Origin of the sequence: Tenacibaculum sp. 190130A14a (assembly GCF_964048965.1) — a bacterium.
In the GTDB taxonomy this organism is placed as follows: Bacteria; Bacteroidota; Bacteroidia; order Flavobacteriales; family Flavobacteriaceae; genus Polaribacter; species Polaribacter polynesiense.
Genome location: NZ_OZ040189.1, coordinates 2,529,038 through 2,549,948 on the forward strand (window position 1 = coordinate 2,529,038; position 20,911 = coordinate 2,549,948).

Genomic DNA, 20,911 nt, shown 5'->3' on the forward strand with positions numbered 1-20,911 from the left:
TTGTGAAAATACTAAATTTGCTGTTAAAAAAATCTTAAGAATTTATGTTTGGAGATATTTCAGGAATGATGGGCAAATTACAAGAGGCTCAACAAAAAGTAGAAGAAACAAAAAAACGCTTGGATACAGTATTGATAGACGAGTCTTCTTCTGATGGCAACATTAAAGTAACCGTAACTGCCAATAGAGAAATTAAAGCTATTTCTGTAAATGAAAGTTTACTTGGTGATGCTGAGGAGTTAGAAGATTATTTAATTTTAACTTTAAACAAAGCGTTGAAAAGAGCGGGAGAAATTAACGAACAAGAATTGGCAATCGCTGCCAAAGCTGGAATGCCAAATATTCCGGGTATGGATATGTTTAAATAAACCTTAGCCATGTTATTATTGCAACTTGAAGATTATATGGTACCCTGTCTAAGCAAAAAAATGTTTGGTATAGATTGCATGGGCTGTGGTATACAACGTTCTATAAACCTGCTTTTACAAGGAGAGTTTATTGCTGCCTTCAAGATGTATCCTGCCATTTATACGTTAATTATTTTGTTTGGATTTATTCTTTTAAACATAAAGTTCAAGTTTCAAAATGCGCAGAAAATAATTAGTATCTTGGCGGTATTAAATGTGCTAATTATTATCACAAGCTATATCTTAAAAATGAATCAATTAATCTAAATACAACTATGAAAAAAAAGCTAAATCCAACTATTGTTTACGTTTTATCGATTGTTAGTTTTTTATGCTGTTGTTTTCTTGGAATGGGTACTTTCCTTGCATTACCAGCATTTTTAATGGCTAACAAAGGGGTAAAAGGAGCTGAAGAAAATCCAGAAGCTTACGAGGGAGATGTACAAGCAATGAAAACTGCTAAAACAGTGGCTATGATTGCTCTTATAGTAAATGGTTTATACTTATTGTATAGTATTTACAGCTTAGCAACTACCGACTGGGATGTGTTCTGGGAAACTTATAATAAAGCATTAGAACAATATCAATAAGAATTTTAAAATGACCCGATTGGGTCATTTTTTTTGTTTTGATACGAACAGCGTGCGTCATTACCCTTTCATTTTGTCTTGATACAAAACGAAACAAAAGATCAAGACTGATTTTTTGCTAAGGAAGATACCTTCAACCAAAAATACATTTTTGGTTTTGGCAGTGTATTCGAATCCAGACCGTAAACTCTATGGATTCTCCTATACTCCATAACCTTGAATTCTACTAAAACAAAAATAGGTCGGTTGTTACTCCTTTTATATCAACCGTCCATAGAAAGTAATCCGAAAATTACACCGTAAGAAACGGCATAAATGAAAAGCTGTCTGACTCCGATAAGATCGGAGGAGTTCTTTTCATTTCGTTTCGAGGATGATAATTTTCGAGTGCAACTTTCGACAGACTCAATTTTTTTGTTCTTTTTCAGCAATGGAAAAAGAACAATATCAAACAATAAACTTCTAAACCCTTTCATTTTGTCTTGATACAAAACGAAACAAAAAATCAAGACTGATTTTTCTTTTACCGAATTCTAGCGTTTTATTCCATATTCGAATCCAGACCGTAAACTCTTTGGATTCTCCTATACTCCATAACCTTGAATTCTACTAAAAGAAAAATAGGTCGGTTATTACTCAAAAAACGTCATTACGAAAGAAGCGTAAGCGTAGTGAAGTAATCTGTCAAAAACATGACGTGCACAATAAAAAGATTGCTTCGTCCTACCTCCTCGCAATGACGTTAAGTAAAAACTTTAGTCTCTTAAAAAGTAAACACAAAATGTTTTTCCTGTTACACGATCTATTAAGTAAATAAATTGATTTTGTTCTTCATCTATAACTTTAAGTACGATCAATTCTTTTTTATAAAGTGCCATTTGCACTTTTGGTAACTGCTTACTTTGTTCTTCATTTAAAATCACAGGACCATCGAAAGGAACCTCATATCTCTTTTTATCAACTTCAAATTGAATTCTTTCATTTGTTAAGTGATATGGTAAAATTACTCCTGAAGTTTTTATGATTTCATTGGCTTCTTTAGGCGTAGGATAAAACCCAGCGTATACACCTTTTTCAACTCCAAATACTTTTGTACATAGTTTAACTGCTAAATTGTTGGGTGCATGGGTAAAAAACTCATTTCCAACAACAATACAACCAGAAGAAGCGTGATAAACACGATATTCTTTATCTAAGTTAGAAAATCCAAACCCTGGATATCCTACTCCTTTTAAATGAGCGTTTCCACCAAGATAATTACCAATGCCTCCCACAAAACTCAACAACGGAAGCAACGACCAAGAAGAAAACAACAATAGTTTCCATGTAAAATGAGATTTTCTAACTATTAAAACTATCAAAAAAACTAACCAACATATAAAGGGTAACCACCATAGCATTGGAAACCCAAACAATAACCATGAGCTTAAGAGTACCACCCAAAACAAGGGTTTTATATAGTTTTTCTTTTGTGTTGTATTTTTCATAACAATATATATGCTTCTTTTGTCTGCAAGCTACTAATTTTATGTGTTTTATATAAGAATACAACGATAAAATTCTCCTCCCGCTCCTACTCAACCTCTAACACCTAATCCTTACCTGCAAACTAACAAAAATCTAAAAACAAACATTTTTCTAAATTTAATTTTGGTAGTGGTTTTTGTTTTAGCAATACTACGGGAAACCGTAGGGTGTTTGTATGAGTTTTGTTATTTTAGGGGCTGTTTTGTAAACAAAAAATGTAAAAGAAAAAATAATGACTAAAAAGTTCCCCAACTTAACTCCAGAAGAGTCTAAAGGTATTGATAAACTTATCTATAAAAATGCATTACAACTAAAAAAAGATGCAATTTCTATTGCCGAAAATAGAAAATCTTACAGCTCCGCTACTTCTATTTTAATTTTAAGTTCAGAAGAAGTAATAAAATCCATTCTAGTATTGTTGCATTCTGAAGGATACAATGTATATAAGCTAAAAGAAACTCATAAATTTTTCTTTGACCATAAAATTAGACATCAAATTACTCAATTAATAGAAATGGGATCTGGTATTGTTAAATCATTGATTAATTATAAAGAACAAGAACCTACAAAACTGTTAAAAACAAAAATTAATTGGTTGGATAATCTGGTAAATGGATTCTTTGATGTAGTAAAAGCTGCAAGCCCATTAATTGACGCCAATAATCGAATAGAAAAACTACAAAAATTTAATGATCTAAAAAATCAAGGGCTTTATGTCGATTATAAAAACACACTGTTAGTTCCACAAAGTGAGATAACAGTAAACACCTATAAAGAAACCCTAAAGATTACAGAAAATATCTTTTCTTTTAATAAAGGGCTTCGAATTTTGTTTCATCAAGAATTCAAAAACCATATGGATATCTCACAAATTAACAGGGTCAAAAATCTTTTAAAGGATTTGATCGATGAAGCATTAAAAGATTTTTCATTTAAAGAGTTGGCTAAATCTTAATATAAACTTTAATCAATTTTAAAATAAACGGTAAACTATGAATCTAAAGTTATGCTATATCTGGGTTAGTGAATTTAGAAACTTTAAAAATACAGGATTTAATTTTTCTAGTTCAGAAAAGTTTCATTATGATGGTTATACGGGAAAATTATCAATGGAGAAAATTGAAGACTTACCTGAAAATTTTTTTGGTGATTCAATAACTGATGTTACAGCATTGATAGGAAAAAACGGTTCAGGTAAAAGTAATGCTTTAGAATTAGTTTGTAAATTATTAAAAGGAGGAGAAACATCTATTACCGAAGATTTTTTAATAGTAACTCAGGAAAATAATCAGTTTATTGGTTATCATTCAAAAAAAGAGGAATGGGTTTTAGAATTTGATTTCCCACTTAATTTGAAAAAGTACAACAAAATTATCGACCCTCTAAAAATTGTTTATTTCTCTAATGTCTTTGATGAACGTAAAAATAATTTTGACAGAGATATTTCAGATATTTCATACAACAATAGATTTAAAAGAGGGTTTTATAATTACAATATAGAGACTGATTTTAAAAAACAAATACGTTTTATTAACTCTCCTTTATTTAAAAGATTGAATATACAAACACCTACTAAAATACAAATCATTAGTAAAGTTTGGCGCTCTAAATATATAAATGCTGGTTTAAAAAGATATAATTATATTGAAAATACATTAAAAAAGTTCCAGGAATTATATAAAACTCGTTTAAAGGACATTAAATCCAGTAAGAAGTTTTATTACAATGTTGTTTATGCATTTTTTGAAGAGACCATTAAAATTTTAAACACTATATCTAATGAAAATAATAAAAACGAATTTTACTTAGAAGAGTTTTTTAGAGAGACTCAATTGTACAAAGGTGAAAGTACACAATCCATGACTAATGATATGCTAAAATGGATGAAGTATATAAGTAACTCTTTAGAAAAGAATAGTATTAACAATAGAGAGAGGAAAGAATTATCCTCTTTTAAAAAAAGATTACAGTTACTTTTTGAAATCGAAGATAAATTACTTCGAGTAGATTTCGAATATAAAACGGAAGGATCTAGAAATAGAACTCAAGAATATTTTCTTTTTGATTATACCCCAAAAACTAAAGAAGTGGTTGTGAAGTATATAGAACTCTTTGAGAAAAGTAAAATGTTTGATGTTAATTGGTTAGGTGTAAGCTCGGGTCATAAGGCTTATTTAAACATTTTTTCTTTAATCTATCATGAATTAAAAAGAATAAAAAGACCAAACTTATTATTATGCATAGATGAAGGGGATTTGTATTTACACCCTCAATGGCAAATTGAATTTTTTGATAAGCTAGTGAGTGTATTACCCGAAATTTTCAAAGACAATATCCAAATAATTTTAACTTCCCACTCCCCATTTTTATTATCAGATCTACCAAAACAAAACATCACAATAATATCTCCTAATAAAGAAATACAAACCTTAAATGGTAATGAGCTTAAGACTGAAACTTTTGCCGGCAATATATATTCTCTATACGAAGAGCCCTTTTTCTTAGATAAACAAAGGATAAGCTTATTTGCCAAGAAGAAAATTGATGAGATATTTGAAGAATTAGAAAACAAAAATACTCTAATATTAAAGGATAACCATGAAGTTATTAAAAGGAAAATTGAACTAATTGGAGACGAAGTTATTAGATTTCATTTAATGAAAAGATTAGAGAATGATTAAGATACAAGAGCACTTGAATAGAGAAGATTCTGAAGATTATTTAGATTCATTAGCAAATAGAATGTGGGAAAATTTAAATAAAAAAAGAGTAGATGGAGAATTTTATGAATACTCTTTAATAAAAAAAGTTGATAAACTGAATCTGAAACTATTAGAGCCAGATGCTTTAGATACATATGCAAATAATGACGTTGGTAAGTTAGAAAGATTAAAAAGTTTTGTTTCCTATTTACAATCAAATGAATGCTCTAAATTAAAGGAATTAATTATATCAAAACCAGAAAGACTACTTGAATTAAAAAGAGAAATATTAACCGTTATAAATCAAGATGATTTTTCTGAAATAGTTAATAATAAAATCAAACAAACAGCTTTTGGAGAATTGTTAATTTCAAATTTATTTAATTATAAAGCTTTTAGACAATCTCATTTTTGTTATGAGTTATTATTAGATGCTAATTTAGGAAAAACTACTTGCCCTTACTGTAATGATGGATTTATAAGAGTTATTGATGTAAGTGATGAAGAAGATGAAGACGAACTGTTCAAAGCATATTTGGATTTAGATCATTTTTATCCTAAGGCACAACATCCATATTTTGCATTATCTTATTATAATTTAATTCCTTGTTGTCATTTTTGTAATTCTAGTGAAAAAGGAGATAAAGTTTTTTGTATCGAGACACACCAACATCCATATTATGAATCTTTAAATGATAATTATCAATTTAAAATTAGTTCAAGAACTATTATAGATGGGTTAACTGATTCTTTAAAGTTAATAAAGAATGATGCATATAGAGAAGATTTTTCAGATAGCGATTTAAAATTAAATCAACGTTATCAGCCATATTTAACCGATGTAAATAATTTTATTAGACTGTATTTTAATTATTATAATGCTGATCAATATAATTTAGGTTGGAAAGAAGCAGTTTTAAAAGACATTCCAATTGAAACTCATGAAATCTTATCTAAAAAATTAGGTAAAATGTATCGAGATGTATATGACCAAATAAAAATAGATTAAAACACTTAAATAATAAAGTCCCTCAAATGAAATTAAAAGAACTCACCAAGAATATAGATGTATGGTATAACTGGGTAAACGCCTATAAAAAATACGTTCCCAAATTTATAGAAGAAGCCTCAACTAAAACGACCTGGAAAGAATGGGATCAAGATGTATTTAGAGAATACTTTGAAAAATCTAATGATCAATGTGTTTCTTCTCTAAAACAGGGGTATTTTACCAACGAAGAGAAAAACAAAATTAAAAAAAACTGGTCGGCAATTGCTCCTCTTTTAAAACGGATTGCTGATAATCAAGAAGCTCCACAATGGGAAACCTATGAAGAGCTTAAACAAACAATACGAAAGTATACTAAAAATGATATGCGATCTGCAACAAACCGTCTTATTGCAGGGTTGCAACCCAAATTACTTTCAACGGTAGTAAAAGAAGAAAGTCTAAGAAGTCTATATGACTATTTAAAAGAAACTATAGAAGAAGAAATTCAGCCATATCAGCATAATTGGTTTAAAGATAGTCATACTATTGCTACATTATTTCAAAAGAGTCATCCATCAGACAACCCAATGGATCTTATATCTTATCCATGGCAGGTATATGATTTCTCAAAAAATTCAAACCTTATTTCACCTATGAAAAATCAAGAAATCCAAAAGTATATTGATTTATTAAATACTAAAAAACAAATCATACTCCAAGGTCCTCCTGGAACTGGTAAAACTAGATTAGCTAAACAAATAGCAATTGAGTTAATAAAAAATAATCGCAAAGAAAATTATTATGATTTGTTCAATATTTTAAAAGAAGGTAGTACTATTGCTAATGCAAGTGGAAAAAAAGATTACTACACCATTACCAAAATAGACCATGCAACGGTTTCTTTACAATCAAAAAACAGCCTTGTTTGGTCTCCTAGAAAAGAGCATATACTTTTTAAATATGAACAATTATTGAAGGGAGAAACTCCTAAAAATGTTAACGGTAAAGATCCATATGAACTAGCCTTAGCTAAATATTTGTTTGAGAATAAAAATAAAACAACCCCTTATTCAAAAGATGAATATTGTAAAACAATACAGTTTCATCCCAGCTATACCTATGAAGATTTTGTAAGAGGTATTACTATTAAAAATAACGGAGAAGGATTAGAATATATCACAGAAAATAAGGTATTGGCTTCTATTGCAGAGAAAGCTTTAAAAAATTGGAACAACCATCATAAAGAAATAACTATTTTTAACAAAGAAACCCAGCTAGATAAATATTTTAGCCTTTTTATAGACCTTGTAGAAGAAAAGATTGAGCAAAACGAGGGTACTCTTCCTTTAACTGAAAATGTTGCTCTTATCAATTTAGATGAAGATGCTTTTCGATATAAAGGTAAAGGAGAAGGATGGGTAAAAAACGGAAATAGAATGTTGTTTAAAGATATTAAACAAGCATTTTTAGATGATAACAGGGAGCGTCAAGATTTAAAAAAGAATCCAAATTTATCTGGTTTAGCCAAACAGCATGCAAGCTATTTTGTACGTGTCTTAAATCAATTTCAAACATTTCTAAAGGAGCATGATTTATCATTTGACAAAGTAATGATTGAAAAAGAGCCTCTTAAAAACTATGTCCTAATTATAGATGAAATCAATCGAGCTAATTTATCTAGCGTTTTAGGGGAACTTATTTATGCTCTCGAATATCGAGGAGAATCGGTTGAGAGTATGTATGCTATGGAAAATGGTGATAGAGAAATAACTCTACCTCCCAATTTATTTATCATAGGAACTATGAATACCGCAGACAGAAGTGTAGCCCAAATAGATTATGCTATACGAAGACGTTTTGCTTTTATTAATGTGTTGCCTGAGGATTTAACCGGTAAATTAGACAAACATGAATTTGCTACGGATTCTTTTAAAAAAGTACAAGATATCTTTAACCATCATATCTCATCGGAGTTTAATAAAAATGATGTTCAATTAGGCCATAGCTATTTTATTTATGATAAGGAGTCCAATTTCTCTATTCAAAAAGATTTTGAGATTAAACCTATACTTCATGAATATATCAAAGATGGAATTTTAGAAGATAATGGAGAATTGACAGAAAAAATTGAACAACTTTAATGATTATTCTTAGTGAACATACTGGTTACTCTTTAAAAAAACCTTTGCTGTTAGAAGAAAAGGAGAAACTTCTATTGGATAAAAAGAATTATCAACGCTTTTTTAATCAAAACAAAGAAGACAATCTACTTTGTTATTCCATCAAATATGATCAAAACAAGGATGATTATCAATTTAATTCTTCCTTTAGAATAGGTGTAGATTGGGTTATTCCCAATAGTGTTAGTATTCAAGTAATACCTAAGCTAAATACTGATGAAATTGAGATAGACTTCCTTTCTATGTTATTTGAGGCATTAAAAGAAACTGAAAATTTACAGCACCTAGAAGGTCTATGTGAAATTGATTTTAATGCTCCAAGGATTACTATTGCACAGCAACAAGATGTTTTAACACCTCTTTTAGTTATCCAATTCCTCAGTATACTACAAAGTATTGTTAAAAAGGGATTGAAGAAATCATATTATAAGGTCACTAAAAGCTTAAACGGTACTGTAAAAGGTAAAATTAACATTGCACATACGGTTAAACAACATCACAGTAGAAAACAATTACACTTTGTAAACTGTACATATGAAGAATTTGGATTAAATACTACCAAAAATAAAGTTCTCAAGAAAGCACTTTTGTTCTCGCAACAATTGTTAGACAACTTTCCTTTTCTTAAAAACAAATATGTACATCTAATCAATTACCTTTTGGTTCCTTTTGAAAGTGTATCAAATGAAGTAACTGTTAATGACATAAAATATCGTCGTAGTAATCGTTTTTACAAAGAATATGACACCGCATTAAATTTAGCAGTACAAATACTTAAAAACAACGATTATAACATCACTAAAACTTCAAAAAAAACAAATGAGATCTTTCCTTTTTGGTTAGACATGTCAAAATTATTTGAGTTGTACATTTTTAAAAAATTGAAGGATGAATTTAAAACCAAGGGAGAGGTTTCATATCATAAAAAATATCATCGATTAGAACCTGACTTTATTTTAAAATCAAAAGACAACGCTTATAAATTAGTTATTGATGCAAAGTATAAGCCTAGATATGAAAAACATAACATATTACATAAAGACGCAGCTCAAGTAAGTGGATATACAAGACTAAAAAATATCCGAAAAGAACTGGGTTATTCAGAAAACGAAATTGTTAAAGCTCTAATTATTTTTACAAGTAATGATTCTAATCATAATGACATAAATAAATTTAAAATACTAGAATACGAAGACAAACGCTATGAAAAGCTTTTTAAATATTCTGTAAAGCTTCCCATAATAGTAGAAAAGTAACTCTTCTTTAATAAAAATCCCCTTACTCTAAAAAGCAAGGGGATTCTTTTATCATATCTATTCCAACACTACTCCTCTCCTACTACCACAATGGTATGCTTATCCAATGTTTTAAAAATAATACTATTCATTTCTTCTTTATAAGAAATGTTTTGAGCCGACAATCGTTCTTTTAAAATAGCTAGGTCTCCAGCAAAATTGATGCTTTGCAATCCTGTTCTTTGAGTAGCTTCTAGTTTAAAATTGTCATCCTGTTCACTACCCCAGAAATGTTGGATTTCAATAAACAAATGACTCTGTTGGTACATCCATTCTCTGTTTTCAATGGCATCTATATCTGGATTCGGAGCTTCTAAGTCTTTAGCACCTAAAAAATACAAGGTGAATCCGTTACCTCTATTCACATACATCCGCACAAAGAGTTTCATGTTTAAAACCTCTTCATAAAACTTAAGAATCTTTACAGGGTCTTTGGTACGAATGGTAATGAGTCCTAATGCTGTTTGTTCCTTAGTTGCTAACCTTCCATTTTGTTCAAAGGTTTTTTGGATATATTCTATTTTGTGCTGTTCGGTATCTGTCGTATGTGCTAAATAGCCAATATCTCCAAATTGAAAAGGTGCTCCTATATTCAAATTCTGTGTTAACACATATTTATAAGCTTCCTGAATATCATCTACAAACAGACTATATTTCCAATAATTATCAGTCATTTTTTCCTGATATAGCGCTTTATTAGCTAATGGGTCATATTGCAATCTTACATAAAAATCAGGATTCTGAAATCTAAAATCATAATAAATAAACCCATCTTTAGTTAATTCATGTATCAATGTAAATCCTAATATTGTGGTATAAAATTCTATTGTTTCTTCAGGATCAAATATTTGCAATGTGAAACTTTGTAATTTCATGTTGTATGGGTCTAAACAGCTTTATTCAAATATATACATTCTCTTCTACTCTACCTCCTTTATATTATCACTTCTGTCTTTTTCTGGTCTACTTCCATAAGGATCAATAGCTATGAATCTAGGCTTTTTGATCGTCTTGATTATAATTTCTGCTTCGTTAGCTTTGATAGAATGACTTTGTAAATACAATACTTCTTCTTTGTTAGCAGATTGCACCTGTGTATCAAACAAACCAATGGTAATAGGTTCATTTATTCCAATCTCTTTTTTGCTACTATCTGCTAAGGTTTTAAAACGCTTGGCTTGAACCTTTATCCTAGTTTGATAAGAAGCATCTGCAACTTTTTCTGTTGTATAAGAGCTAATCTTTAAATCGTAACGAATGATTTTTTGAAACCAATCGTCTATTAAATGATGGTACTCTTTTGGAGTGATCTGATAGAACTCGTCTAACAAATCAGTAGATAACACCTGAGGTTCGTCTAGCTCTTTAAATTTATCTACGACATTTTTAATGGCTTGATTCATTTTTTCTTCTCCGACTAAATCTTTTAATGCCAATAAAGAAATCAACGATTTTCCATATAACAAATGGGATTGTCCTTGTTCTATATACAACGAATTCTCTGCTTGAGTAGCGTAGGATCTTCCTGAGAAATAACGCTGATTGGCCGTTTTACTCAATTGCCACAACGCTTTTTTACCATACATTTTTTCTAACACTACGGCTTCGGTATACTTGGCCAATCCTTCGGTGATCAATCCTCCTCCATCTACATTTTTAGGGGTTAGCACATGTCCCCAATATTGATGTGCTACTTCATGAATGGTTCGTTTGGCTACCAAATTAAAATCGGGGTTTTCGCTTACATCAATCAAATGCAAGTTATCAGCTACCATAGCAATGGTTCCTGGTAAAGCAATACCTCCAAATCGCCAATGTCCTGGTACCTCAGCAATGCGAACATGGTTGTACGGAAACTTTCCAAAATATTGCTGACAATAGTCTATGGTTTGTCGTGTGCTTTCTGAAATCAGTTCTATATTATACTCATGATTTTGATGATAGTATTGTTCAATAGCAATCCCTTTGTACTCCTCTTGAGTAGTTGTATACGCTGCTGAGAAATATGCCAAAAACGGAATGGCATTCCCAGCTATTTTGTATTGGTAATAGTTTCGTTCTCCCTCTTTCCATTGCTTTACCAAATCTCCCGGAGCAATGGCGGTTTGCTCTTTGGAAGTAGAAATTACCGTTTCAATAGGTATTTTTATATAACCTTCATCTTCGCTATGAAAATGATTATCGCTCTCTAATTCCGTTGCTCTTTTTGGTAAATTTCTTTGCGAACGTTCATAGGCATTTTGTATTTCATACGAAGTACTATAACCTAAAATCGGATCGAAGTTATTTCGCATTAAAAAGGTTCCATTTTTCACGAAATTGTTGTTTTGTACAAATCCTTTTTTAGTGTATTGAATCTCATAACTATAGTTGATACATTCCTTCGGTTGAATTGGGGTTTCAAACTCAAAAAGTTTTACTTCGTGTATGGTATCATCCTTTTTCAGCCTTCCCTTTTCTAATTGCATCTTTGAGGTAGGAATAACTTCCGTAATCAACAAATTTTCAACGGCTATTGCTCCTCTATTTTCCAATACAAAGTTTACTTTTACTGTATACGCTTCTTCTTCTGGAAACAAATGAATCTCTGTTTTCATGTCCACCGGAATCAATTGCCTCGGTGTATCGTATTGTTTATACATGCGCTCATAGGCTTCTCGCTTGTCTAAGGCTGCTTCTCTGGTTTCAAAATCGCCAATCACCTGTGAATTATAATACACTGCGGAAGCACTTGATAAAAAGAGAATTCCTAAAAGACTTAAAGCAATCAATTGCCATTTCTTCCATGGTTTCTGTAAATTGATCCAGTGATTTTTAAAAGAAAAAGCATTATTTCGTTGCCATAGTTTATAGGCTAGCAAGGTTAGGATTACTGCCAAGCTTAACCAAGTAATGGCATAATAATGAAATTCTTTTGCAGCATCGCTAAATCCGTTCATCAAGGTGTGCTCAACGCGGGGTAGCGCACCAATTCTAAACAAAGGGTTTTCAATTCCTAAAATAGAGGTATTAAACAGTAAAATAAAGACCCCAACTGCTGTCATTCCGAAGTATTTATTCGGAAAAACACTTTGCATAAATACACTGAGTAGAATATAAAAAAGGATACCGATTCCGCTAAAATAAAACAAGGAAGCATAAGTGGTAAAATCTAGAAAATCATATCCCAACTGTATTTGAAATCCTATAGCTATTAAAATACTGATACTTATTAATAAGCATGGTAATAAGATCAATGCCACCGTCTTTGCTAAGAAAAATACCGAGGTTGGTGTGGGTGTTCCGTATAATATCCCGTCGAATTTTGTTTCTTTTTCTCTCCAAATAAGCTCTCCTCCATAAAACACTACGGCTAGAATACTGATATATGGCAAAGGATCTTTGATAAGCCATACCAATAAACTTGTAGTTGGATACAGACTTTCATTATAAGTTCCTCCCTGATTGATACGCGAATAAATTTCAGTAAATACAATTACAATCCACATGCCTATAATGGCTAAAAAGGGAAGGCTCTTGCGTACTGCATTCAATTCCATTTTTAATTGGGATACAAAACTCTTCCAACTATGTTTAAAAGCATATTGCGGTGTTTTTATGATATGATATGGTACTAAGGCTGTTTCCTTTTCTGTATTGACAGTTCTGCTCTTCTTTTTTCTTTCTGAAATTCTATAGGAAAAGAAGGTATACGAAACGAACAAAAGTATGCTTGTAAAACCTAGCCAAAAAAGTCGGTTAGCTAAGAAATATCCTGAAAGCGTTAGTTGTTGGGTATTCTTTTCAGCGCGTGTCCAAAATTGGGTTTGTTCTAGAAAGGCTGATAATCCGAACGGATCTCCTATTGCTGCCATTTGCATAGTTTCTGCGGAAGCATTCACTCCTCCCGCCAATAAAGGTGAATTAAAAAATAAAGCCGTTAAAAAATAGAGTCCGTAAATCCCTATAGCACTTACATAAGTCGCGATATTGTTTTGAGTTAACAAAGCCACCGAACTTACAATAGCGGTTACTATAAAAATATTCGGTACAGCAAATAACAGCCATGTATTTAGATAGGAAAACGCATTGAATTCTAACAATCTACTAGCATCTATAGCTGGATTTTGAGTTCCTAAATACCAGCCTATAAAACAGGCACTAAATGTGAGTAATGAAAATAGATACACGCCTAAAAATCGACTCACAAAAAATTGTGCTTTACCTAAAGAGCTGGTAAATACCAATGCATCGGTTTTATGGTGTTTGTCTCTTAAGAATCCGCTAATGGCAAAAAACATCACGATAAAGACACTTCCTAAGCTTAGTAAGCCTACATCGTAATTGATTTCATAACTAGAGTTAAAAGCTACTTTGTTAGAAAATCCTTGTGATCCTAGGGTATATCCTAAAAACCCAAAGAGAATACTAAATGCAATAAGTGCTTTTTGTTTTAATTGATATTGTATTTCAAATTTTAATAAGTGGAATAGCATAGCGAAGAGTTTTAAGAGGAAACTTGTTGTAATTTTTTGAAGTACACACTTTCTAAATCGGGCGTATACGGTTTGAATTCACCATTTAAAGGTGTTTCTGAATAGACTTGAATTTGTGTTTTTCCTGAGACCAATCGAGTACTAAGTACATGAAATCTTTCTTGGTACACCGATAGTTCTTCTTTCGCAATGGTTTTAATCCATGTTTTCCCTTCTAAACCATAGGTAAGTTCCATTGGGTTTCCTTGCGTTATTATTTTTCCTTGCTGAAGTATGGCCATGTTTTGACATAAATCACGGACATCTTCTACAATATGAGTGGATAGAATGACAATTACGTTCTCTCCTATTTCGCTCAATAGGTTTAAAAATCGATTGCGTTCTTCAGGGTCTAATCCGGCTGTAGGCTCATCAACAATAATCAACTGTGGATTTCCTAACAATGCTTGTGCAATACCAAAACGTTGTCGCATTCCTCCAGAAAAGGTATGCACCGACTTTTTTCTATGTTGATACAGGTTGGTTTGTTGTAACAAAGCAGTTACCTGCTCTTTTCTTGCTGAAGTATTCGTGATTCCTTTTAAAACCGCCAAATGATTCAATAAGTCTTGAGCACTTATTTTCGGATACACTCCAAATTCTTGTGGTAAATAACCCAATTGACTTCTCAAAAACTGCGGGTTTTGAACAATGTCTACCTCATTAAAAAATATGCTTCCTGAAGTAGGTTCTTGTAAGGTAGCAATGGTTCGCATTAAAGATGATTTTCCTGCGCCATTCGGTCCTAGTAATCCGAACAATCCGTTGGTAATTGTTAAAGCTACTTGGTTTAATGCCTTTACCCCATTGGGATATTCTTTGCTGATATCTTGAATTTTTAAAGTGTTCATGCTGTATGTTTTCTAATTTTACAACGAACTTAGAACCTATTGAAAAGAGGGACGAATTTATTTGACCAACGAGAACATTCTCCATTTCAATACGGATTTTAAAACCATAAATCTCATTCAGCATAAAAAAGCAATTGTTTGTACAGAAAAACATCCTATTCATCAAAATTGTTACACTACCTTTACACTTCTCTTTATTTTTGAACTTATATTTAAGTACATATAAAACGTGCCACAATTCAACAAAATATTAAAAGCATTCGGTATAGGACTTCTTATTGTAGTTCCTTTGATATATCTATTAGAACGTATCGGTTTTATTATTCTACCTGAAGATCGCCCTATGGAAACTACTATTTTTGGGTTTGTTTGGTGGGTGATTATTTCTGTAATGATTTACCATGTTTCCTTTTTTAAGAAACATAAAGTGATCCTTTTAAAGCTTTTGGTTTTACTGATAAGTTTTATTGTTTTATTGATTATAGATGAAAGAATCAATTATCCAGATAACCCAATAAGCTTACTTATCCTCTTATTCTTTTGGGTGGGTTTAGCACATATTTTATTTCCAAAATTTGTTGAAAAACACGGTAAGATCATTATTGGTTATTATGTATTTATACTCACCATCTTTAGTTATTTTAGATTCTTTCAGCATGAAACGGAATTGTATTCTACATTAAAACACGATTTATTTATTCCTTTGTTAATACTCCCCTTACCTGTTCTTATTGGTTTATGGATATATGAACAATACAAATGGATAAAAAGCTTACAAAATGAAAAATCGAAAGCTGAATTGGCTTTACTAAAAGCTCAGGTAAATCCGCATTTCTTTTTCAATACGCTTAATAATTTGTATTCGTTAACGGTTCAAAATTCTGATCAAGCTCCTGGGGTTATTTTAAAACTTTCTGACATGATGCGCTATACTATTTATGAAGGAAAGAAAGAATTGGTTTCTTTAAAAGAAGAAGTAGCTTACCTACAAAACTATATTGATTTGCATAAAATAAGACATCATAAAAATGTGGTTATCAACTTTACACATACCATAGAAAGTGATGTAAAAGTGGCTCCTTTGTTGTTTATTATTTTGTTGGAAAATGCTTTTAAACATGGTGTAGAAACTTTAACAGAAGATGCTTATATCCATATCGATCTTCAAAGTAAAGACCAAAAAGTACTATTTAGTATTGAGAATAACTTTGATGATACTGACCATAATACTGTAAAAGGTATTGGTTTAGAAAACCTAAAGCATCGATTGGATTTATTATATCCGAACAAGCACCAGTTAACCATTCATAAAACAAATACTACTTTTAAGGGAGTATTACAATTAAACTAACATTATGCGATATATTATTATTGATGACGAGCCTTTGGCACACCAACTTATAGAAGGGTTTTGCAGTATGCTACCTCATTTATCGCTACAAAAAAACTGTTATAATGCTATTGAAGCCATGCAGTTTTTGAATAGTAATACGGTTGATTTTATGTTTTTAGATTTAAACATGCCCAAGTTAAAAGGATTTGATTTTTTAAGGACATTACAAAACCCGCCTAAAGTGATTGTTACTACCGCTTATAAAGAGCATGCTTTAGAAGGGTTTGAATTGAATGTAGTTGATTATTTATTGAAGCCTTTTAGTTTTGAGCGCATGCTTACGGCTATTAATAAAGTACTTTCTACAACTTCCGAAAGTACTACTGCAGCTACCACTACAAATACAGCACCGACTTCGAGCAATTTCTTTGTAAAAGGGGATAAAAAATACCATCAGGTAGCAACAGAAAATATTATGTGTATTGAAGCTTATGGTAATTATTGTAAGCTGCATTTAAAAGATGATACCGTAATTATCAGTCATGAAAAAATATCTCATTTCGAAGCTTTCTTGGCACCACATAACTTTATACGCGTTCATAAATCTTATATTGTCAGTGTTCCTAAAATTACCGTTATTGAAGGAAATCGAATTTTTATAGGGGATAAAATCATTCCTATTGGTCAAACCTACAAACAAGAGGTTATAAAGTTTATGAAATAACAAATACGCAAAAAGTTTAACAATAATCTTAAGATTCTTATCTATTGATTGCTTGCAATTCACTTAAATTTTTTCCTACCAACAGAATACTTTTCACTACTACTTCATTTGGTAAAACGGTAACCTATTGTGATTAAATAAACCCAGAATCTTTGGCTTTAGCAACTAAATGTGCCGTATTGTTGGCTCTTAAGATGTCTTTTAATTTTATAATTCTTTTCTCCACTGAACTCAAACTCCCAGGCGTAATACCATTATTAGTGAAATATCGACTAATTTCAGGCTGTGATAATCCTTCAGATAGTTTTTCCATTAACCGAATATCATATTGCTTGATTTCATTGCTTGAAGGGCGTTTCATTGCCTTTTCAACTTGGTAAGATAAAAATGGAGTATCATTTTGAAGAACCTTATGGATAGCTTTATTTAAATCCTTTAACCCATTTCTTCCTTTACATATATACCCTTTAACTTTAGAATTTTGAAGTAAAGTTCTTACTTTTTGCAAACTGTCTTCAACAGAGTACACAATCACAGAAATAGCAATTTCTTTTTCTTCTAATGCTTGCACCAATTCTTTACCTGAAGTATATTCTTGGGGCCTATGATCTTTTTTAAAAGACAAGTCCGTAATTAATAAATCATAAGGATTTTTATCAATAATGGCTCGTTGAATTTTTAGGTAAGCATCGTCACAATATTGTACTTGATCAATTTCTCCAACTCCAATTTCTTGTAGCATTGTATAGACTCCTTTGTTAATATCATCCATATCTTCTGCTACTAACACTTTTTTAAACATATTAGATAATTATTTTTGTTATAAAACCAATTCCAGGTTCTGATTCAAAAATAATTTTTCCATCGACAGATTTTATACGGTTTTCCGCATTGACCAAACCATTTCGTTTCGTCAGTAAACAACCAACCCCATTATCTTTATACAAGACCTCTACTTTTTTTCCTTTTTGCTTAAATACAATTGTTACTAAAGTAGCTTCGCTATATTTTGCCATATTGGTTAACAGTTCTTTTAAAACACGATAGAGCATATTTCTTTTATGAATAGAAACTCCAGACCAATCGAACGTATTTACCTGAGAGGCAATAGACACTTTGTTGGTTTGATAGCTTTCAAACATATCATTTAAGATTTCAGAAAAACTCATTTCCTCATCTATCACATAATTATCTCTAGAAATATTCCTTGCTTTAAGATAAACGGCATCTAAATCGTCTAAAACCTCATCTGTAGCACTATCTTTTAACTGTATTTTAGACATTATTTGATACAAATCATTGGCAATAACATCGTGTACTGTTTTAGAAATCCTTCCTTCTGTTTGAATTACATTCTCAACAATTTTCTTTTTATTTCTTTCTCTATAAAAGAAATAACCTCCAAATGATATTAAAAGAATAAGGCTTCCTATAAACTGAAAGAGTTGTTTTTGTTTCTTTTCGTGCTCAGTTTCCTGTTCTTGTTTTACAGTATTATATTTTAAAAAAGCAAACTTATTTGAACTTATTTCATGTGCCTTTATAATACTGTCGTTTATTTTTTTATATAATCTTACATGCTCATTATCACTTAACTCTACTAATAAGCCTAATGTTTTTTGCTTATATGCAACACTATTAAGCCCATTAGCTATCTCTAGACTTTTTAAAGCATATTCCTTAGATTTTTCTAATTCAAAATTTTTCCTATAGAAATTTGATAAATTATAATAGCTCAAATAAACCTCTGAAAAGTTTTTTTTTGCTTTTCTTAACACTAAAGATTCTTTTAATTCGTTTAATCCTTCCTCTTTATTTATTTCAGATTTTACAATACCTAAATTATCTAAAACTAATGCTCTTAAAATTGTATCATATTCAATATTTAATTGACTTAAAGAACCTTCTAATATTACTTTTGCTTTTGAATAAAGCCTATTATCTAAATATGTATTAGCTATATTATTGAATACTGTAATACTATCCTTCTTGTTCCTAACCAATTCAAAAGTTTTTCTGTAAAACTCTATAGCTTCATCTGTAAGTTTTTTTCTTCTGTAAAGAATTCCTAAATGATTGTAAATACCCTTTTTTAAATCTCTTAAATATTCAGAATCATCCATTTTATCACATAACTCCAACGCTTTTATCGATGATTCTTCGCTTTCATTATAAAATCCCATCTTAAACTCTGCACTAGCGATATGCCATAAGGCATAAATGGTTTCTGATTTATCATCATCATTTAAAGATTTTATATAGACCCTTTTAAAAAAATTATAGGAACTTATCAAATCATCTCCTTTATTCGGATGCAAAACCAATTCTGAGTATAATCTTAAACTATCTATTTTTTCTTGTCCTTGATGAAAACTACTGCACAATAAAGCAATAAAAAAAAGGAATGATTTCTTTAAATTTTTCATTCCTCTAAAATAATAAACTTGTAAAACTATTTATTGCTTCTTTTCTAAATAATTAGCTTCCTGGAGGCGGCGGTGGAGGTGGTGGTATTATGACTCCATCTTCACCACAACACGACTTTACCTCAGTTTGAAACCCCTTCTTTACCTCTAACATATTTTCTTCTTTTATAAGTTCTTCACTATCTGTACAAGAAACTAATATTAAACTAAGAAAAATTGTAAATACTATTAAACTTATTTTTTTTATCATAATTTGATATTTTAACATTAAAAAACTGATTATAAACTACTTTCCCTTTGGAGGAGGTGGTGGGGGTGGAATAATATCGTCTTCTTCACCACAACAAGATTTTACCTCTGTTTGAAACTTCTTCTTTATCTGTGATCTTTTTTCTTCTTTAATAAGTTCATCACTATTTGTGCAAGAAATTAACATTGAATTCAATAAAATCGTAATAACTAATACACTTATTCTTTTCATTACTATTATATTTTTAAATTAATTAATAAAAAAGGAATGAATTAAACTCATTCCTTTCATCGTTATTCAAACTTACAAATAACTAGTTATAAGTTAATCTTTTTTGGTGGTGGCGGAGGTGGAATAATATCTTCCTCTTCATCACAACACGACTCTAGTTGAGTTTTAAATTCCGTCTTTAACTCTAATGGCTTTTCTTCTTTGACAAGTTCATCATTATCTGTACAAGAAGTTAACATTGAACTTAGAAAAATTGCAATTATTAATGTACTTACTTTTTTCATTGCTGTTAAATTTTTAAATTGATTAATAAAAAAGGAATGAATTTAAAATTCATTCCTTTCATAATCATTCAAACTTACAAAAAATCAGTTATAAGTTAATCTTTTTTTGGTGGAGGTGGAGGTGGAAGCTCTCCATCACCACTACAACAATTTTCAGATTCCGTTTGTAATTCACTTTTTATAGTTGAGTTGGCATCTTTTTTTATAAGCTCATCATTCTCTGTACAAGAAATTAACATCAAATTGAGGAAAACCGCAATGATTATTAATGCTATTTTTTTCATTTTGCTTTGTTTAAAATTGGACATTAGTGTTGCTGTTCGAGTATTTCATCGAACTGTTTTAAGTGTGTTTCACACATTTTTTAAAAGGCCTTTTGGGAAGTGTAAAGAAGTGTATCAAGCGAACAAGCTCTTCCCGGTTCAAGTCGCTTAATACTTTTCTCTAATTTTAAAAATGATGAAGTATTGTTTTAGAGTTTTCAACTTTAATTTCTTCATCAATTCCAGCACAAATCAACTCTAAAAACATGGGAAGTCTAGGAAGAATTCGGGAAAGATTTAAGAAGTTTTTTTCCCGTTTTTTTCCCAGACATATACAACAATA

The 20,911-nt window shown here is 30.7% G+C and carries 20 protein-coding genes; 10 read left to right on the forward strand and 10 right to left on the reverse strand.

Annotated elements, in window-relative coordinates; all coding sequences use genetic code 11:
- Nucleotides 1-44: 44 nt before the first annotated feature.
- From ABNT22_RS11905 to ABNT22_RS11915, 3 genes are read left to right on the forward strand one after another with little or no spacing between them, the layout of a single operon-like run.
- Nucleotides 45-368, forward strand: coding sequence for a YbaB/EbfC family nucleoid-associated protein (locus ABNT22_RS11905; RefSeq protein ID WP_348718498.1), 324 nt, complete (start codon nt 45-47; stop codon nt 366-368).
- Nucleotides 369-404: 36 nt separating this feature from the next.
- Entirely contained in the window at nt 405-674 is a 270-nt protein-coding gene (locus ABNT22_RS11910) for a DUF2752 domain-containing protein (protein WP_348727301.1), read from the forward strand.
- Between the two features lie 8 nt (nt 675-682).
- Nucleotides 683-997 carry a CCC motif membrane protein gene (locus ABNT22_RS11915; protein WP_348718495.1) on the forward strand — a complete coding sequence of 105 codons (315 nt, stop codon included), beginning with the start codon at nt 683-685 and terminating at the stop codon, nt 995-997.
- A 755-nt stretch (nt 998-1,752) separates the two neighbouring features.
- On the opposite strand, the gene ABNT22_RS11920 is transcribed toward ABNT22_RS11915, so the two are convergent.
- The gene (locus tag ABNT22_RS11920) at nt 1,753-2,484 is read right to left on the reverse strand and encodes a hypothetical protein (protein ID WP_348718494.1); all 732 of its coding nucleotides are present in this window, start codon (nt 2,482-2,484) and stop codon (nt 1,753-1,755) included.
- 272 nt (nt 2,485-2,756) lie between these two features.
- Between ABNT22_RS11920 and ABNT22_RS11925 the strand changes: the two genes are divergently transcribed.
- From ABNT22_RS11925 to ABNT22_RS11945, 5 genes are read left to right on the forward strand one after another with little or no spacing between them, the layout of a single operon-like run.
- Nucleotides 2,757-3,479 (forward strand): AbiV family abortive infection protein, encoded by a 723-nt coding sequence (locus ABNT22_RS11925; protein WP_348718492.1) that lies wholly within the window; start codon nt 2,757-2,759, stop codon nt 3,477-3,479.
- Between the two features lie 37 nt (nt 3,480-3,516).
- Nucleotides 3,517-5,205, forward strand: a complete 1,689-nt coding sequence (locus tag ABNT22_RS11930) for an AAA family ATPase (protein WP_348718490.1) — start codon at nt 3,517-3,519, stop codon at nt 5,203-5,205.
- A complete protein-coding gene (locus tag ABNT22_RS11935) occupies nt 5,198-6,235 on the forward strand; it encodes a hypothetical protein (protein WP_348718489.1) in 1,038 nt (345 codons plus the stop codon). Before ABNT22_RS11930 ends, ABNT22_RS11935 begins: the two co-directional genes overlap by 8 nt.
- A 26-nt stretch (nt 6,236-6,261) precedes the next feature.
- On the forward strand, nt 6,262-8,358 hold the full coding sequence (locus ABNT22_RS11940) for an AAA family ATPase (RefSeq protein ID WP_348718488.1): 2,097 nt from the start codon (nt 6,262-6,264) through the stop codon (nt 8,356-8,358).
- Nucleotides 8,358-9,653 carry a 5-methylcytosine restriction system specificity protein McrC gene (locus ABNT22_RS11945; RefSeq protein WP_348718486.1) on the forward strand — a complete coding sequence of 432 codons (1,296 nt, stop codon included), beginning with the start codon at nt 8,358-8,360 and terminating at the stop codon, nt 9,651-9,653. The genes ABNT22_RS11940 and ABNT22_RS11945 overlap by 1 nt, the downstream gene beginning before the upstream one ends.
- 68 nt (nt 9,654-9,721) lie before the next feature.
- Here the strand turns inward: ABNT22_RS11945 and ABNT22_RS11950 are convergent, their stop codons facing one another.
- Genes ABNT22_RS11950 through ABNT22_RS11960 form a run of 3 tightly spaced genes read right to left on the reverse strand, consistent with a single transcriptional unit; the run spans nt 9,722 to nt 15,057 of the window.
- Nucleotides 9,722-10,567, reverse strand: a complete 846-nt coding sequence (locus ABNT22_RS11950; RefSeq protein ID WP_348718484.1) for a VOC family protein — start codon at nt 10,565-10,567, stop codon at nt 9,722-9,724.
- 45 nt (nt 10,568-10,612) lie between these two features.
- Nucleotides 10,613-14,167, reverse strand: a complete 3,555-nt coding sequence (locus ABNT22_RS11955) for an ABC transporter permease/M1 family aminopeptidase (RefSeq protein WP_348718483.1) — start codon at nt 14,165-14,167, stop codon at nt 10,613-10,615.
- 11 nt (nt 14,168-14,178) lie between these two features.
- Nucleotides 14,179-15,057, reverse strand: coding sequence for an ABC transporter ATP-binding protein (locus ABNT22_RS11960; RefSeq protein ID WP_348718482.1), 879 nt, complete (start codon nt 15,055-15,057; stop codon nt 14,179-14,181).
- A gap of 229 nt (nt 15,058-15,286) precedes the next feature.
- Here ABNT22_RS11960 and ABNT22_RS11965 point away from each other — a divergent pair, with 229 nt between their 5' ends.
- Nucleotides 15,287-16,408 (forward strand): sensor histidine kinase, encoded by a 1,122-nt coding sequence (locus tag ABNT22_RS11965; RefSeq protein ID WP_348718481.1) that lies wholly within the window; start codon nt 15,287-15,289, stop codon nt 16,406-16,408.
- A 4-nt stretch (nt 16,409-16,412) separates the two neighbouring features.
- Nucleotides 16,413-17,114 carry a response regulator transcription factor gene (locus tag ABNT22_RS11970; RefSeq protein ID WP_348718480.1) on the forward strand — a complete coding sequence of 234 codons (702 nt, stop codon included), beginning with the start codon at nt 16,413-16,415 and terminating at the stop codon, nt 17,112-17,114.
- Between the two features lie 133 nt (nt 17,115-17,247).
- Here ABNT22_RS11970 and ABNT22_RS11975 read toward each other — a convergent pair whose 3' ends face one another.
- The 6 genes from ABNT22_RS11975 to ABNT22_RS12000 all read right to left on the reverse strand — a co-directional run bounded on the left by ABNT22_RS11975 (nt 17,248) and on the right by ABNT22_RS12000 (nt 20,589).
- The gene (locus ABNT22_RS11975; protein WP_348718479.1) at nt 17,248-17,916 is read right to left on the reverse strand and encodes a response regulator; all 669 of its coding nucleotides are present in this window, start codon (nt 17,914-17,916) and stop codon (nt 17,248-17,250) included.
- Nucleotide 17,917: 1 nt separating this feature from the next.
- Nucleotides 17,918-19,540, reverse strand: coding sequence for an ATP-binding protein (locus ABNT22_RS11980; protein WP_348718478.1), 1,623 nt, complete (start codon nt 19,538-19,540; stop codon nt 17,918-17,920).
- Nucleotides 19,541-19,592: 52 nt separating this feature from the next.
- Entirely contained in the window at nt 19,593-19,790 is a 198-nt protein-coding gene (locus ABNT22_RS11985; RefSeq protein ID WP_348718477.1) for a hypothetical protein, read from the reverse strand.
- A gap of 36 nt (nt 19,791-19,826) precedes the next feature.
- Entirely contained in the window at nt 19,827-20,021 is a 195-nt protein-coding gene (locus ABNT22_RS11990; protein WP_348718476.1) for a hypothetical protein, read from the reverse strand.
- 86 nt (nt 20,022-20,107) lie between these two features.
- Nucleotides 20,108-20,305: a hypothetical protein gene (locus ABNT22_RS11995; RefSeq protein ID WP_348718474.1), complete on the reverse strand. Its 198-nt coding sequence runs from the start codon at nt 20,303-20,305 to the stop codon at nt 20,108-20,110.
- Between the two features lie 95 nt (nt 20,306-20,400).
- Entirely contained in the window at nt 20,401-20,589 is a 189-nt protein-coding gene (locus tag ABNT22_RS12000) for a hypothetical protein (protein ID WP_348718473.1), read from the reverse strand.
- Nucleotides 20,590-20,911: the final 322 nt, after the last annotated feature.